This is a genomic window from Promicromonospora sp. NPDC090134, assembly GCF_044746965.1.
GTDB lineage: Bacteria > Actinomycetota > Actinomycetes > Actinomycetales > Cellulomonadaceae > Promicromonospora.
This window is the reverse complement of record NZ_JBIVCZ010000011.1, coordinates 1-15,497: the sequence shown is the minus strand read 5'-3', so window position 1 is coordinate 15,497 and position 15,497 is coordinate 1. Positions and strand designations below refer to the sequence as shown.

The following is a 15,497-nucleotide window of genomic DNA, read 5'->3' as shown; positions in this document are numbered from 1 at the left end:
GTGCGGTCTGCGGCGTCAGACGTCAGGCGTCGACGCGACGCAGGCGCGACATCGGCGAGAACTCGCCGGGCATGACGCGCTTCTGGCCGTCGCCGAGCGCCTTCTCGAGGATGCGGATGTCGCGCACCAGGTTCTCGAGGCCCTTGGGCTCGAGCGAGGAGGCGTGGTCCGAGCCCCACATGGCGCGGTCGAGCGTGATGTGGCGCTCGACGGCCACGGCGCCCAGCGCCACGGCGGCGAGGGAGATCTGCAGGCCGGTCTCGTGGCCCGAGTAGCCGACGGGCACGCCGTAGCGCTCCTGCAGCGTCGTGATGGTGCGCAGGTTCGCCTCCTCGGGGGGAAGCGGGTAGGTCGACGTGGCGTGCAGGATCACGAGCTTGCTCGTGTCCAGGATCTCCACGGCGGCGTCGATCTGCTCCAGCGTCGACATGCCGGTCGACAGGATGATCGGCTTGCCGGTCGCGGCGAGCGCGCGAAGCATCTCGTGGTCGGTGACCGAGGCGGAGGCGACCTTGTGGGTCGGCACGCCCATCTTCTCCAGGAAGTCCACCGAGGGGGCGTCCCACGGAGAGGCGAACCACTGGACGCCCTTCTCCTTGGCGTACGCGTCGATCTCCGTGTACTCGGGCTCCTCGAACTCGACCTTGTACTTGTACTCGAGGTACGTCATCTCGCCCCAGGGCGTCTGACGGATCTTGTCACGCTGGTCCTTCGGCGTGCTGATCTCCGGAGTGCGCTTCTGGAACTTCACGGCCTGGCATCCGGCCTCGACCGCGACATCGATCAGCTTCTTGGCGATCTCGACGTCACCGTTGTGGTTGATGCCGATCTCACCGATCACGTACACGGGCTGGTCGGCGCCGACCTGCAGGTCGCCGATAGTGACCGGCGCGGGCTGCGCGTTCGTCGCGCTCATAAGAAGGTCCTTCCGAAAGGGTCGAGCACAGGGTAGTGCTGTTACGTGTCGTCGGGACTAACCGGTGACGACGGGGGTCTGGGTGGCTGCCGAACCGGCGGTGACTTCACCCGGACGCGCAGCGAGTATACGGTCACAGATCTCACGGATCGCACCGTTCCCGCCCTCGCGGGACAGCACCAGCCGGGCCTGCGCCTTGACCTCGGGACGCGCGTCGGCGACCGCGACGGGCCACCCGACGACGGCCATGGCGGCCAGGTCGTTCACGTCGTTCCCGACGTACGCGACCCGTGCCGGGTCGAGGTCCTGCTCGGCGATCCACGCCCGCAGGGCGGTGGCCTTGTCCTCGACACCGTGCATGACCTGCACCTTCAGCTTGTCGGCGCGGGACGCGACCACCTTGTTGGTCTCGGTCGAGAGGATGAGGAACGGCAGGCCGGTCCGGCGGAGGCGGGACACGCCCATGCCGTCGCCGCGGCTCACGCGCACCTGCTCGGTGCCGTCCTGGTCCACGTAGGCGTGGTCGTCGGTGTGCACGCCGTCGAAGTCGGTGACGAGCGCGTCGACGTCGAGCGGCACCGGCGCGGCGTCGCTCTCCTGGTCGACGAGCTGGCGAGCGAGCCAGAGGTCGCGGGGCTCGTCGATCTCGATGGACCACTCGGGCGCCAGCGGCTGGATGCCGACGTCGCCGAAGAAGCGGCGGCCGCTTTCACGGAACCCGTCCGTGCGCATCACGTAGAACGCACCGGTCTCGCGGAAGTGCGGGGCGCGGTCCTGCCGGCGCGGGCGGAAGTCGGTGGTGTGGCCCACGGGCGTCGCGACGCCGTCGTCGATGCGCCACTGGAAGTCGTGCGTCTCGGAGACCGCGACCACGACGTCCTTCTCCCCGCGCGTGACGCGGCGGATGGCAGTGTCCAGGTCCTCGGGGTCGATGAACGGCGAGGTGCACTGCACCAGGACGGTGACGGGCGGGATCTCCTGGGCGGGCAGGCCGCCGTCCCCGGCCTCGACGCGGTCGAGCACGTGCAGCAGGGCCGACTCGGACGACGCCGTGCTGCCGGCGATCTCGGCGGGGCGGACCACCACGCGCGCGCCGTGCAGCCGTGCCTCGGCGGCGATCTCGTCGTGGTCGGTCGAGACGATGACCTCGGCCACCGAGGGGGCGGCGAGGGACGCCTGGACGGCACGTCCGACGAGCGTGATCCCGTCCACCCGCGCGAGGTTCTTCAGGGGTACACCCTGCGAACCTCCCCGGGCCGGGATGACGACTACGGCGGACGGGGTTTCACCGGGTACTGACATACGTGGCACTCTCGGATCGGGACTGGACGGGTACGCCGTCCACAGTAGCGTGACCCGCGCCGTCCGACGCACACGGGCCCGCCCCCGGCGCCGGGCAGGATGTGGGATCCTGCCGTTGCGCGGCGACAGCCGCCGGTCCCCCAGAAGAATCCCCACGAAACGGTATGCGGCGCCCCAGAAGCCGGCGCGACCGTGCCGAGAACGGAGACAGCTCGAGTGCCCGGAACCGAAGGTCGCATGGCGAACTCCCCGCACGACGGCGACGTGCCTCGAGCCGTTTCCCGGACCAAGCGGCGTGAGAACGCGCAGCGTACCGCCGAGGTGATGCGCGCTCTGCAGCGGGCCACGGGCTCCCGGCCGAAGCTCGACGCGGCCACCACGCGCGCGCTCGCGCGGGGCGTGATCGCCTGGAAGCACGTCCCCGAGGTGCACGCGGCGCTGCTCGCCGGCGCGAGCAAGGCGATCGACCGCGGGGACCTGCCCGCCGCGGCCACGCTGACCCGGCTGCTGCGGACCGGTGCGCCCGACGCCGAGACCCTCCGCCTCGCGGGCATCGTCTCCCTCCTCGGCGGCGACGCCGAGTCCGCGGAGCAGCACTTCTACGACGCCTCCAAGGGCACCGGCTCGGTGGCCCGGCGCCACGCCAACGCGAAGCGCGCCGTCGAGGACATGCAGCAGTTCGTGGACTTCCGGGCGGGGATGCGCACCGACGACGGCCCGGCGGACCTCGCCGACCTGCGCGAGCTCGCGGCGTCGGTCTCCCTCGCGAACCGCAGGGCCGCCGACGCCGCCTTCGGCCGCTACCTCGTCGCGTGCCTGACCCACGGCGTCGAGGGACCGCTGGGCGACCTCCTGGACGCGTTCGCCGACGCCGGCCGCATGACGGTGCTGGAGGCGCGGCCCGACCTGCTCGACGTCGCCGTCGAGAACGCCGAGTACATCGCGGCCGACGGCGACCACGCCGGCGCGCTGCACCTGCTGCAGGGCACGTTCCGCCAGTACGGCATGGTCACCGAGCGGTACCTCGTCGCCCTGGGCACCACGCTGTCGGCGCTCAGCCGGTACGACGCGGCGCGCCGGGCCTTCCGGATCGCCAGCCCCGGCCTCGGCTCGGCCCGCGCGGCGCAGGTGGCCTGGATCATGCACGACGACGAGTCGGCGCACACCCTGGCCCGCAAGGCGATCCGCCACGACATGCCGCGCTCGTCGGTGCGGACCGTGCTCGCCCGGTCCGAGAACCCGGTGACCCCGGCGGAGGCGGACGCCCCCACGGGCGGCATGGGCCACGTCGCGTTCTACGTGGACCGCGGGGAGAACTTCGGCGACATCGTGCTGCCGGACGCCGTCCGGGACGCGGTCACGGAGCCCGCCGGCCCCACCGAGTGGACGTCGTTCCACGCGCACCAGGTGTTCGACGACGAGTTCGTCCGGATCGCGAACGCCCAGCGCGCGCTCGTCGTGGGCGGCGGCGGCCTCTTCCTCCCGGACACCTCGCCCAACTCGAACAGCGGCTGGCAGTGGAACGTGCCGCCCGCCTCGCTCGACGCGCTGACGGTGCCCGTCTACGCCTTCGCCGTCGGCTTCAACCTCTTCACCGGGCAGCGGTTCAAGGGCGACCTGTTCCGCCGCAGCCTGATCGAGTTCACGCGCAAGGCCGAGTTCCTGGGCCTGCGCAACACCGGCTCGATGGAGCGCGTGCGCGACCTGCTGCCCGCCGAGCTGCACGACAAGGTGCGCTTCGTGCCCTGCCCGACCACCGTGCTCGAGCACATCCGCCCCGACCTGCCCGCCGGGCGCTCCGGCTCCGGCACGGTCTTGGTCAACGCGGCCTTCGACCGCAGCGAGCGGCGCTTCGGCGCCGGGTACGGGGACTTCCTCGAGCAGATCGTCGAGCTCGCGGAGAAGGCGGGCAAGGGCGGCGCGGAGGTCCGGATCGCCGCGCACACCCGCGGCGACCTGAAGCTGGCGAAGGACCTGGAGGCGGCGCACGACCTGGTGCTGCCCGTGGACGAGCTGCACTACATGGACCAGGCGGACGCGCTCGCCGTCTACCGGCAGGCGTCGCTCGTGATCGGCATGCGCGGCCACGCGACGATGATCCCGTTCGGCCTGGGCACCCCCGTCCTGAGCATCGTGTCGCACCCGAAGATGCGGTACTTCCTGGAAGACGTCGAGCGCCCGGACTGGGGCTACGACGTGGCCGACGCCGACCTCGGTGCCCGGCTCGCGGAGCGGACCCTCGACGTGCTGGCCCGGGAGGACGAGTACCGGGCCGACGTCGCCGACCGCCAGCAGGTGCTGCTCCCGCACGTCCGCGCCGCGGCCGCGGACGTCGCCAAGGCTTGACCTCTCGTGTCACCACATCGCCGTTAGACTCAACCGGTCTCAGTACACCGAAAGGGAGTTATCTCGATGCCCACCATGCGGAGCGTGCCGCTCGGCCGTGAACCGGGCGACGCGGAGATCGCATCGTTCGCCGACCTGATCGACAGGCCCCTGCTGATCGTCGGCAACGGGCCGTCGTCGGCCATGCCTCCCTATCACCGGATCCCGGCGGACGTGGTCGTCTTCCGGATGAACTGGTTCTTCCTGGAGAGCAACTACCACTTCGGTGACCGGGTCGACGCGTACTTCAGCGCCATCCCGAACGAGAAGCTGGAGAAGCTGCTGCAGGACGAGGTCCGCTCGGGACGCTACGACGTCCGCCGGATCCTCAGCCCGATGCGCCACGCCGCGAACCGCGACGGAGACAAGTACGGCCTGGACCCGCTCGCCGGCGTCGAGGAGCTCGACTCCTGGTCCATGCCGGCGCGGCACCCCCGCCTCGCCCGCGCCTTCATGAGCCGGCCGGGCCTGCCCACCACGGGCATGCAGGCCCTGGCGTTCGGCCTCGGCGTCGGCTTCCGCGAGATCTACCTCGCGGGCGTCGACCTCTACGAGTCCAAGGACAGCCGCTACGGCTACACGGTCACGCAGGCGGCGGAGTCCGCGCTCAAGGACAAGGACCTCACCCCGGGCTACGAGTCGGCCCACGGCCTGGACTCCGACCTCGCGTTCCTGCGCTCCTGCCTCGCCGAGTTCCCGGACGCGACCATCCGTTCGGTGAGCCAGTCGGACACGCTGCACCTGTTCGTGCCCCCGGCCGACGAACTGACGGAGCGCCCGCACCTGACCCCCGAGGCGGTGCCGTCGCTCGCCGTGTCCAAGGACACGGTGGACCTCGAGCTCCCCGAGGTCGGCGAGGACACCTCCGTGATCGTCCCCGCCGTCGGCGGTCCGCTGTGGAAGGAGATCGACGGTCGCAAGTGCGCGTACGTCACCGTGGTCTCCGGCTCGTACCACCACGGCGCGCGGGCCCTCGCGAACTCGCTGCGCGAGCACTCGGACGTCCCGCTCATCGCGCTCGTCACGCCCGACGCCGACCGCAGCGCGCTGGCCGCGAGCGACATCCGGACCATCCAGGTCCCGGGCATCCGCAACCCGATGAACTCGGGCGGCAACAAGATCCAGGCGCGCTTCGCGATGACGTACACGAAGCTGCACGTGTTCCGGCTCGACTTCTTCGACCGCGTCGTCTACCTCGACAGCGACACCGTCGTGAAGGGCAGCCTGGACGAGCTGTTCGAGGGCGACGACTTCGCCGCCGTGCCCGACGCCGGCCTGGACCTGCCCGACGGCAACGTGTTCAACTCGGGCGTCTTCGCCGTGAACCCGTCGCACGGCATGTTCGAGAAGATGATGTCGCAGCTCAGCCACACGACGTCGTACGACGGTGGCGACCAGGGCTTCCTCAACCAGTTCTTCTCGGACTGGCGCAAGCTGCCGCTGGAGTACAACACCACCAAGCGCATCTACTCCCACCACCCGCAGGTGTTCAACGAGGAGGACGTCAAGGTTCTCCACTACGTGGGCCGCAAGCCGTGGGAGCCGACGTCGAAGGGCGAGCGGTACGACCAGCTCGACTACGCCTGGCTCGACTACCTCTCCGACTGGGAGAAGAACGAGCTGGTGCGCGAGCTGCGCCACACCGCGGCCGGCGGCAAGCCGCCGGAGGCCGGCAGCAGCAGCCCGTTCCGGCAGGCCCAGCTCGCCAACCGGACCAACAAGGCGAACGAGGCGGTGCGCCTGCTCGAGGGCGTCATCGCGGAGCGTCAGCCGACGTCGGGCGAGCTGCGCGAGCTGGCCAAGGCGTACCGCCGGCTGGGCCGGCACGACGACTGCGCGCGCGTGCTCAAGCAGGCGTACGCCCTCGACCCGCGCCGCAGCGTGATGAAGGACATGATGCTGGCGCAGGCGCGCTCCATCAAGAAGAAGCTCGCCTGAGCCGGAGGCGCAGCGCAGGGTGAGAGCCGAGGAACGAGGCACTCGCCCGGAGCGGAGCCGCAGGCTCAGGCGACGACAAACAGAGCCTGACCCGAGCACCACACAGCCCGTGGGGCGGGAACCGGACGGTTCCCGCCCCACGGGCTTCGTGCTACGGGTTTCCTGCTACCGGCTGAGCACGCGCCGGACCCTGCGGCGTCCGGCCCGCACGATCCGCCGGACGGTGGCCAGCGACCCGGTCTTGCCCGGGACCACCTGTGCCGCCGCGCGGGCGGGCTTCGCGGTGCGCGCGGCGGCCGCGCCGCCCACCTGCTCCTGCGCCCCGGCCTGCGCGTCGCGGGCGGCCTCCGCCAGCCGACGCCGCTCGAAGTCGGCGTCGTAGCAGGCCTGCGCGAGGCTGAGCTCCCGCTCGCGATAGGGCACGAGGTCGGCGTCGACCCGCTCCCCGGTGAGGCGCTCGTAGATGACCGACAGGTTGTGCCGGGTCGTGTCGACGAACCGCTGCTGGGTGGCCGCGAGCTCCGCGCGCAGCACCGCGCGCTTCCGGTCGGCCTCGTCGATGCGCGCGAACGCGTCGGTCGCGAAGTCGCTCCGCCACGGGTCGACCAGGAACTCGGGGTGGCCGATCTCGTGGGCGAAGTACTTGATCTTGTTGTTGGTGCTCAGCGAGAGCGGGATGTTGTTCAGGCCGAACGGGATCATCTGCGAGTGACCGCGCGCCCCGAGCACCACCGGCAGGTGCGCGTAGGTGCGAACGCCCTCGAACAGCACGCGGGTGCTCCCGAACAGCCGGTGCCCCACCAGCCCGAGCTCGGCGCCGTACTCCTGGAAGAACTTCATGTCCGCGCGCTTGTGGCCCAGGAACTCGACGGACCAGCCGTCCTCCTGGAGCGCCAGGACGAGGTCGCGCAGCCGCGGGAAGATCGCGTCGGGCTCGAGACCCGAGTTCACGTGCGCCGCCTCGAGGCCCACCTGGATGCCGATCCGCCGCACGTCGTCGTCGGGGGGCTCGCTCGCGATGCGCGGCAGCAGCACGCGCGCGATCGTCGTCGGGCACGGCTGCAGGGTGAGCTGCGGGGCGTCCTCCGGCGCCTCCAGCCAGTCGCGCATGTCCTCGACGGCGCCGGTCGAGCGCAGCCCGAAGAAGACGCTCTGCGCCATCGTCCGGTTGACGTGCCTGCGGAACACCTCGTTGTACCGCTCCGGGTCGAACGGGGCCGGGTTGCCCGCGCCGAACACGATGATCGGCTTCCTCAGCCGCGCCAGGAGCTCCGTGGTGATGTCCCACTGCCAGCCCGAGGCGGGTGTGGCGTTGGTGCGCCGCGGGAAGATGCCCCCGCCGCCGATGACCACGCCGTCGAAGTGCTCGTTGATGTCGTCCACGAACGCGGTGGTCGCCCGCTCGCGGAACGGGCTGCTGCTCGTGAGCTCGAACTGCTCACCGCCGCCCCAGGAGTTGAAGGTCTGGCGGACGAGCTCGAAGAGCAGCTGGTCGCCGTAGCTGTAGACGGTCTTGAGATCGAGGTGCAGAAGGCGTAGACGTCGCATGGTCCCCTCACATCGCGCGGCTGCCCCCTCTGAGGGGAATATAACCGTGGGCCGCCCGACCTGCGCGGGGACCGCGACGGCGTCACGAGGCGCCGGGCAGGTACGGCGACGTGCCGTCCGCGCCGATCCCCCGGTGCAGGGCCTCGTTCGACCGCGCGAGCGTGGCGAGCAGCCCGGCCCGTCGCTCCGGGGTCAGGAGCCGGGGCGGTGGGTGCGTGAGGTTGGAGAAGTGCGCGTCCAGGAAGTGGCGGAGCTCCTGCGTGTCCTGCTTCTCCAGCAGGCCGTTGCCGAGGAGCGCGATCTGCAGCGCCACGTCCGAGTAGCCCCGGTTGACGCTCTCGGTGTTGAACGAGAACGTCGGCGGCACGCCCGCGCCGGTCGCCGCGAAGAAGTCCCGCACGAAGCCGCGCGACCCCAGGGTCTTGATGGTCTCGAAGTACTTGACCCGCAGGTCCGCGCCGTCGGGCAGCGCCGCCCGCATCTGGTCGACGAGCACGTCCCAGCGCAGGTACTCGTCGGCGACCGGCTCCATGAACTCCTCGAACGTGAGGGTGGAGCCCATGCGGACGGTCTGCAGGTAGGCGCTCTCCACGAACCGGTCCTGCCGGCGGACGTAGAACAGGACCGTGATCCGCTCGGGGCGCAGCTCCTTGACGGCGAGGCGGAGCACGTCGCCCGCGGACCGGTAGACCGGCCCCCTGCGGAAGGACTGCACCGTCGCGAACAGGTCCTCGTGCGAGAGCACGAGGCTCTCGTGCTCGAGCTGGTCCCGCAGCCGCGCGAAGCCGAGGGCGACGTTCTCGATCCCGGCGCCCCTGCGGCGCCACCGCGCGTGCGCCCCGCCGGTGGCGGTCTCGTAGTCGTGCCGGACCAGGACCGCGTAACCCTTCGCCCCGAGCTTCTCCCGGTTGGCGTTGAGGGCCTTCTGCACGAGCGTGCTGCCGGTCTTGGCGGCGCCCGCGTGGAGCACGAGGTGCTTCATCGCACCGAGACTACGCGCGGGCGGCCGCGGCGCCATCCGGCTCCGGACAGCGAAAACGCCGGGGTGGTCCAGGACCACCCCGGCGTCGCCGGTCGGATCGGCCGGTCAGCCGCCCATGAGGCGCTTGCGCAGCGGGCGCAGGCGCCGGCGCAGCCCGTCCGGGACGAGCTGCTTGCGGGGACCGCCCACGGCCTCGAGGTCCTTGCGGGCCTTGTTCAGCTCGCGCTTGAGCCGGCCGTTGTCCTGCTCGAGCTTGTCGAACCGCATGGACGAGTCGTACGCCCGGGCCGCGGTGCGGCGCTCCTGCGGCGTCAGCGCGCGGAACGACGGCGTGACCGTCTCGCCCGTGAGGTTCCTGTAGATCGTCGAGAGGTTGTCCATCGACGTGTCGAAGAAGCCCTGGCGGACGTCCGCCAGCTCCTTGCGCAGCTCCGGCTGACGCTCGTAGGCCTCGTTGATGGTGCGGTACAGGGTGTCCTGGAAGCCGTCCGCGCGCGGGTCGATCGCCCAGTCCGCGTGGCCGATGTCGGTCGCGAAGTAGCGGATCTTGTGGTGCACGTACAGGGACAGCGGGATCGCGCCCATGCCGAACGGCACCATCTGCGCGTGGCCGCGCGTACCCAGGATCATCGGCAGGCCGGCGAAGTACTCGATGCCCTGGTACAGCACGTCCCGGTTGCCCCACAGCACGTGCTCGCTGTCCACGATGCCGCGCTCGGTGAGCCGGTCGTGGAAGCCCATGTCGGCACGAGCGTGCGGCACGCTCTCGATGCGCCAGCCCTCGCCGGAGAGCTTGGCCAGCACGTCCACCTGGTCGGCGTAGATCTTGTCGGCGTCGAACCCGGCGCGCGCCTGGCGCTTGCCCACGATCGACTCGGCCGAGATGCGGCGCTCGTGCGGGATCTCGTCGCGGAACAGGTCCGGGTACAGGAACGACGAGAGCGTCGTCGGGCACGGCTGGTACGTGACCCGGTCCCGGTTCGACTCCTTGATGTAGGGCTTGATGGTCTCCACCGAGCCGTGGTTGCGCAGACCGAAGAACACCGACTTCTCGAGCGTCAGGTTGACGTGCTCGCGGAACGGGTCCTCGAAGTCCGGCTGGTCGATGAAGCGGTTGTTGCCCACCGCGAAGATGATGAGCGGCTTCTCGATGCGGCGCAGCAGGTCCAGCGAGATGTTCCACTGCCAGCCGGAGCGCTGGTTCGGGTTCGTGTCGCTGAGGAACAGGCCACCACCGCCGACGACGACGGCGTCGACGTTCTCGTTGATGAAGTCGACCAGACGCGGGGTCACGGGGTCGCGCAGCTGTCGGCTCTGGACGATCTCGAAGGCGTCCCCGCCCGCGAAGCCCTCGAAGAGCTCGCGCACGGTCTCGAACAGCAGGGTGTCCCCGTAGTTGCCGTACGTCTTGATGTCGAAATGGAACAGTCGAAGTCGCTTCATCGTGTCACGCGCCGGGTCTTGGAATGCACGGGAACCATCCTTGATCACTGTGGTCAGATCTGCCAAGCCCGCCGCCCCCCTGGGCGACGGAACGTCATGTCGCGGTTCGGGTCACTTCCCGCCGCGGAGGTACGGCGACTCGCCCTTGTTCACCGCGAGGTCCGCCGCGGCCTGTGAGATACCGGGTGTCACCATCTCGTGCAGCGCCTTGTTGGACGGCGCGAGCTCGGTCAGCATCTGCTCGCGCTGCTCCGGCGTCAGGAGCAGCGGCGACGGGTGCGTCACGTTGGAGAAGTTGGCGTCGAGGAACAGGCGGAGCTTACGGCGGTCCTCCGCGTCGAGCTCGCCGTTGCCGACGAGCGCGAGCTTCAGTGCCGCGTCAGAGTACCCGCGGTTGACGGCCTCCGTGTTGAAGGAGAACGAGGGCGTCACCCCCGCACCGGTCTGCTGGTAGAACTCGCGGACGAACGGCCGCGAGTGCAGCTCCTTGATGCCCTCGAAGTAGTTGACCCGCACCTCGGCGTCCGCGGGGACGGCCCCCTTGATCGTCTCGACCAGGGTGTCCCACCGCAGGTTGTCCGAGGTCACGGGCTTCATGAACTCCTCGAACGACTGGGTCGAGCCCACACGCACGGTCTGGAGGTAGGAGCTCTCGACGAACCGGTCCTGGCGGCGCACGTACAGCAGCACCGTGGTGCGCTCCGGTCGCAGCACCTCCTGGGCGATCCCCAGCACGTCGCCGGCGGGCGCGTACAGCGGGCCGGTCCGGAACGAGTGCACCGAGGCCAGGAGGTCCTCGTGCGAGATGATCAGGCTGTCCTGCGTCGCCGCGTTCCGGACCATCTCGAAGGCCCGGGTCACGTTGCGGAGGCTGCCGCCCTGCCGGCGCCACCGGGAGTGGTAACCCTCGGTGAGGTTCTCGTACTCGTTGCGGATGAGTACGTCGTAACCACGCGCCGCGAAGGCCTCACGGTTCGCACGGAGGGCCTTCTGCACGAGCGTCGTGCCGGTCTTGTGCGCGCCGACGTGCAGGACGAGGTGCTTCACGGGAACCAACCTTTCGGGGCGGATGAACGCCCACGAGGATACAGGCGGTCCCTACCCCCTCCGTGAAGTGCTTCGGGGGAGGCTCACCACCGCACGAACGCCACCCCGCTGACCCGCACCCGGGCGTCGTCGAGCGTGCGCAGCGTCACCCGCCCCGACATCGTCCGCGGGAGGCGGACGGTGAGGACCCGCTGCGCCGCGCTCGGCCGGTCGGTGTCGAGCACGCCCACGCGGGTCGACCCCACGTACACGGCCACCCGCCCGCGCCCCGGCGCCGTCGCGGTCATGACCCGCACCTGCGTCACGCGCTCGACGTCGGACACCACGAGCCGGCTGTCGGCGTGCACGGTGGACCAGGCCCGGTCCCGGAAGTAGGCGCCGTTGCGCACCAGGGCCCAGGTGCCCGTGGTGCGGGCCATCGAGGCGAACGCCACGGGGCGGGTGGTCCGCACGAGGTGCGAGATCGGGCCGAGCCGGCCGTTGCGGTCGACCGCCCGCACGGCGTACTGCACCGACAGCCCCTCGGCGGCGTACAGGTTGGCCGAGGTGCCCGACACCGTGACGATCCGGCGCCAGTAGCGCTCGTTCGGCATGGGCGACCGGTAGCTCGCGTACCGCTCCAGCACCTGGTAGCGCACCGCCCCCGGTTCGGCGGCCCAGCGGAACCGCGTGCGGGCCGGCCACTGGATCGGGTACTGGTTCCCCTTCGCGGCCCGGGCCGTGATCGTGCCGGTCGTGAAGCGCACGGTGCCGTACCGGTCGAGCGCGGCGTTCTTCATCGCGTTCACCGCCCGGCGGATCGCCGGGAGCCGTTCGGCCAGGTGGGTACCGGGGCACGCGGTCCAGTTCGTGGTGCGGTGGCCGAGGATGCGGGGCACCCGCACCACGTCGCCCGGGTCGCTGCGCGTGCCGGACCCCGAGCTCCCGCCGTTCGGCAGGCCCACGGTCCCGGTCACGGGCATGTGGTAGCGGTACGCCTTCCACGCGAGCAGGCGCTCCAGGCTGCGCAGCAGGGACGACGTCGGCGACACCGAGTCGAAGCTGCCCATCGCCGAGATGCCGATGGTGCCGGTGTTGAAGCCCCCGGCCTGCGCGCCGATCGGGTTGTCCGTCGCCGCCTCCCGGCGCCCGACGAAGACCGTCCCGTACCGGTCGACGAGGAACTGGTAACCGATGTCCGGCCAGTCCCGGGACTGCGTGTGGTAGGCGTAGATGCCGCGGACGATCGCCGCCGACTGGCTCCGGCTGTAGGAGTTGGTGCCCGCCGTGTGGTGCACGTACATCGCGTCCAGGCGGCCCGACACCTCGGGCCACACCTCGCCCAGCGACTCGTCGGCGCCCCAGCCGCCGCGCGGCACCAGCGCCGGCCGGATCTCGTCTCCGGTCGCAGCGTTCGCCGAGCCCGCCGGCTGCGCCGTCGCCCCCGCGTTCGCGTCGGCGGCCGTCGCACCCGGGTCCACGACGTCGACGCGCAGGCCGGACGGCGTCCGCCCGCTCACCGTCCGTACGCGGGCCTGCACGGCGTCGGCGCCGGCGGAGAGGAACGGCTCGGTCCCGGCCCGGCCGCCGGGGACCCCCGCGCCGTCGGCGCCGACCTCCTCGACGCCGACCGACTGCCAGGCGCCCCAGGCGTCGTCCTCCCGGACGCGCAGGGCGACCTCGGTCACCTCCTCGTCCGTGCCGGCGTCCCAGGTGACGCCGGCGACGAGGAACTCCAGGGTCTCGGTGCGGGGGCTCAGCGCTGCGAGCCGGCCGGGCGCCGCCTGCGCGTCGGCGGACCGCGTACCGTCCGGTGTGCCCGCCCCGCCGTCGGCCTTCGTGTCCGCGGGGGCGTCCGCGTGGGCCTCGTCGTGCCCCTGCGCCGCGCGCAGGGCGCTCGGGTCGCGCCGCGCCGCGGGGTCGACGCCGGGCAGGCGGACCTCGTCGAGCTCGGGTGTCACGGCCGAGGCCTCCGGGAGGGGCAGCTCGACGGCCGGCAGCAGCACGCCACCGGCGGAGAGCACGAGTACCAGGGATGTCGTGGTCGTTCGCCGCACGAGTGGCTTCATGGCCCCGACCGTAGGCACCGGTGGGCGACACCGCACCCATGTTGGTATTAATCACCCGTTTCGGGTGAGGGAGCGGGTGACCTCCGGGTGACCCCGGGTGCCGAGCGGCGGGCCGTGATGCAGAGTGCAGTGAGGAGAGATCACCATGAGCACACGAGCCGGCGCCGAACGACCCGTCCCCTCCCCCGCCCCGCGCGGCGGACGCGAACGCCAGCCCGGGCGGCCCCGCCCGCACCGCTGGCGCCACCTCCTGCTCCCCCTCGTCCTCGCGGCGGCGTCGCTCGTCGCGGCCCCGGGCACCGCGAGCGCGGCGGTGCCCGACCGGTTCGTCATCGAGGGCTCGGGCTTCGGCCACGGTGTGGGGATGGCGCAGTACGGCGCCTACGAGATGTCCCGGCGCGGGCACTCCGCCGCCGGCATCCTCGCGCACTACTACCAGGGCACGGCGGCCAAGCGGGTCAACACCAAGACCCTGATCGACGTCCAGGTCTACGGGCCAGACCCGTACTCGTACGCGAGCTACGGCGACTCGGGCCCGACCAAGGTCACGGTGCGCGGCGGCGGATGGCGGCTGCGCGTGGGCGAGCGGACCGTGGCCTTCGGCCCGGCGGGCACGCTGAACGTGTCGACGGCCAAGGGCGACGTGCTGGTGCGCACCCCGGACGGCAGGCTGCACCGGCACGACGAGCTCACGCTCCAGTGGGCCGGGACGCCCTCCTACAGGCCCGGCGCGAGCCCCGCGACGGCGAGCGTCAAGGGCGCGCACGGCTCGTACCGGTCCGGGCGGCTCCTGCTCAGTGCCTCGCAGGGGGTGCCGAACGTCGTCAACCGGCTGCGGCTGAACACCGACTACCTGTACGGCGTGGCCGAGATGCCCTCCTCGTGGGGCTCCGCCGGGGGTCAGCAGGCGCTGCGCGCGCAGGCCGTCGTCGCCCGGTCGTACGCGGTGCTGGAGACGGCGCAGCGCAAGGCGGTCTGCCGCTGCCACGTCGTGGACGACATCCGGGACCAGCAGTTCTCCGGGTGGAAGAAGGCCTCGGGCGAGGGCAGCGTGTACTGGCGCAAGGCCGTCAGCTCCACTGCCCGCACGCTCAGCCGGGCGAGCGTGCTGACCTACGGCGGCAGGCCCGTGGCCGCCCACTACTACTCGTCGAGCGGCGGGAGCTCCCGGTACGGCTGGCGGAGCGCTCGGTCCGAGGACGTGTGGTCGTCGGCCGTGCCCTACGAGCGGTCCGAGTCGGACCCGTACTCGAAGGCCGCGCCCGGCAACGGCATGGTGCGCTGGGAGCGGACGCTCAGCCAGGCCAGGGCGCAGCAGCTCTTCGGCCTCGACCGGGTCAGGTCGATCAAGGTGACGGACCGGTACTCGAGCGGCCAGGTCAAGCGGCTCGTGGCCACGTCGCCGAGCGGCGCCACCCGGAGCATCGCGGGCAAGGCCGACCAGATCCGGTCACGCGTGGGCGCGAAGACCTCGGCGGGCAACGTCCCGTCGTCCTGGTTCACGAGCATCCAGCCGGGCTGAGCCCGCCCGTCCGCTCAGAGCGGGCGGGCGTCCGACTCCAGCAGCACCGGGATGCCGTCGCGCACCGGGTAGGCCAGCGGCCGCTCGGGATCGGTCGAGTGCAGCTCCGGCTCGCCGCCGGGCCCGACGCCGTCCGTCAGGGTCGCCCCGGTCACGGGGCAGCGCAGGATCTCGCGCACCCACGGCTCCAGCGCCTCGGTCTTGGCAGTGCTCACGGTGCCTCTTCTCCCTCGGCCGGCTCGTCGGCCGGATCACGCACGAGCGACAGGACGTCGTCGCGCACCTTCTCCATGATGTCCTGGTCGGCGGCCTCGACGTTCAGCCGCAGCAGCGGCTCGGTGTTGGACGCCCGCAGGTTGAACCACC

The 15,497-nt window shown here is 71.4% G+C and carries 11 protein-coding genes and 1 pseudogene; 3 read left to right on the top strand and 9 right to left on the bottom strand.

Annotation, left to right across the window (positions count from 1 at the left end; genetic code table 11):
* Positions 1–22: 22 nt before the first annotated feature.
* Together ACIPN7_RS24725 and ACIPN7_RS24720 are read right to left on the bottom strand one after the other, a co-directional pair.
* Positions 23–916: an N-acetylneuraminate synthase family protein gene (locus tag ACIPN7_RS24725; protein WP_036959513.1), complete on the bottom strand. Its 894-nt coding sequence runs from the start codon at positions 914–916 to the stop codon at positions 23–25.
* 57 nt (positions 917–973) lie between these two features.
* Entirely contained in the window at positions 974–2,218 is a 1,245-nt protein-coding gene (locus ACIPN7_RS24720; protein ID WP_400548789.1) for a cytidylyltransferase domain-containing protein, read from the bottom strand.
* A 324-nt stretch (positions 2,219–2,542) separates the two neighbouring features.
* Between ACIPN7_RS24720 and ACIPN7_RS24715 the strand changes: the two genes are divergently transcribed.
* Together ACIPN7_RS24715 and ACIPN7_RS24710 are read left to right on the top strand one after the other, a co-directional pair.
* Positions 2,543–4,564, top strand: a complete 2,022-nt coding sequence (locus ACIPN7_RS24715) for a polysaccharide pyruvyl transferase family protein (RefSeq protein ID WP_400548786.1) — start codon at positions 2,543–2,545, stop codon at positions 4,562–4,564.
* Between the two features lie 66 nt (positions 4,565–4,630).
* The gene (locus ACIPN7_RS24710; protein ID WP_400548783.1) at positions 4,631–6,541 is read left to right on the top strand and encodes a glycosyltransferase; all 1,911 of its coding nucleotides are present in this window, start codon (positions 4,631–4,633) and stop codon (positions 6,539–6,541) included.
* Between the two features lie 165 nt (positions 6,542–6,706).
* On the opposite strand, the gene ACIPN7_RS24705 is transcribed toward ACIPN7_RS24710, so the two are convergent.
* The 5 genes from ACIPN7_RS24705 to ACIPN7_RS24685 form a co-directional block, all read right to left on the bottom strand.
* Entirely contained in the window at positions 6,707–8,089 is a 1,383-nt protein-coding gene (locus ACIPN7_RS24705; protein WP_400548780.1) for a polysaccharide pyruvyl transferase family protein, read from the bottom strand.
* 82 nt (positions 8,090–8,171) lie between these two features.
* Positions 8,172–9,071 (bottom strand): hypothetical protein, encoded by a 900-nt coding sequence (locus ACIPN7_RS24700; protein WP_400548778.1) that lies wholly within the window; start codon positions 9,069–9,071, stop codon positions 8,172–8,174.
* 105 nt (positions 9,072–9,176) lie between these two features.
* Positions 9,177–10,514 (bottom strand): polysaccharide pyruvyl transferase family protein, encoded by a 1,338-nt coding sequence (locus ACIPN7_RS24695; protein ID WP_400548775.1) that lies wholly within the window; start codon positions 10,512–10,514, stop codon positions 9,177–9,179.
* Between the two features lie 111 nt (positions 10,515–10,625).
* Positions 10,626–11,561 (bottom strand): hypothetical protein, encoded by a 936-nt coding sequence (locus ACIPN7_RS24690; RefSeq protein ID WP_400548772.1) that lies wholly within the window; start codon positions 11,559–11,561, stop codon positions 10,626–10,628.
* An 83-nt stretch (positions 11,562–11,644) separates the two neighbouring features.
* The gene (locus tag ACIPN7_RS24685) at positions 11,645–13,609 is read right to left on the bottom strand and encodes an N-acetylmuramoyl-L-alanine amidase (protein WP_400548769.1); all 1,965 of its coding nucleotides are present in this window, start codon (positions 13,607–13,609) and stop codon (positions 11,645–11,647) included.
* Between the two features lie 145 nt (positions 13,610–13,754).
* Between ACIPN7_RS24685 and ACIPN7_RS24680 the strand changes: the two genes are divergently transcribed.
* Positions 13,755–15,131: a SpoIID/LytB domain-containing protein gene (locus tag ACIPN7_RS24680; protein ID WP_400548766.1), complete on the top strand. Its 1,377-nt coding sequence runs from the start codon at positions 13,755–13,757 to the stop codon at positions 15,129–15,131.
* A 14-nt stretch (positions 15,132–15,145) separates the two neighbouring features.
* Here ACIPN7_RS24680 and ACIPN7_RS24675 read toward each other — a convergent pair whose 3' ends face one another.
* A complete protein-coding gene (locus ACIPN7_RS24675) occupies positions 15,146–15,346 on the bottom strand; it encodes a Trm112 family protein (protein WP_377227869.1) in 201 nt (66 codons plus the stop codon).
* Positions 15,343–15,497 (bottom strand): annotated as a pseudogene (gene manB, locus ACIPN7_RS24670) (phosphomannomutase/phosphoglucomutase); the annotation flags it as partial. The gene ACIPN7_RS24675 and the pseudogene manB, both read right to left, overlap by 4 nt.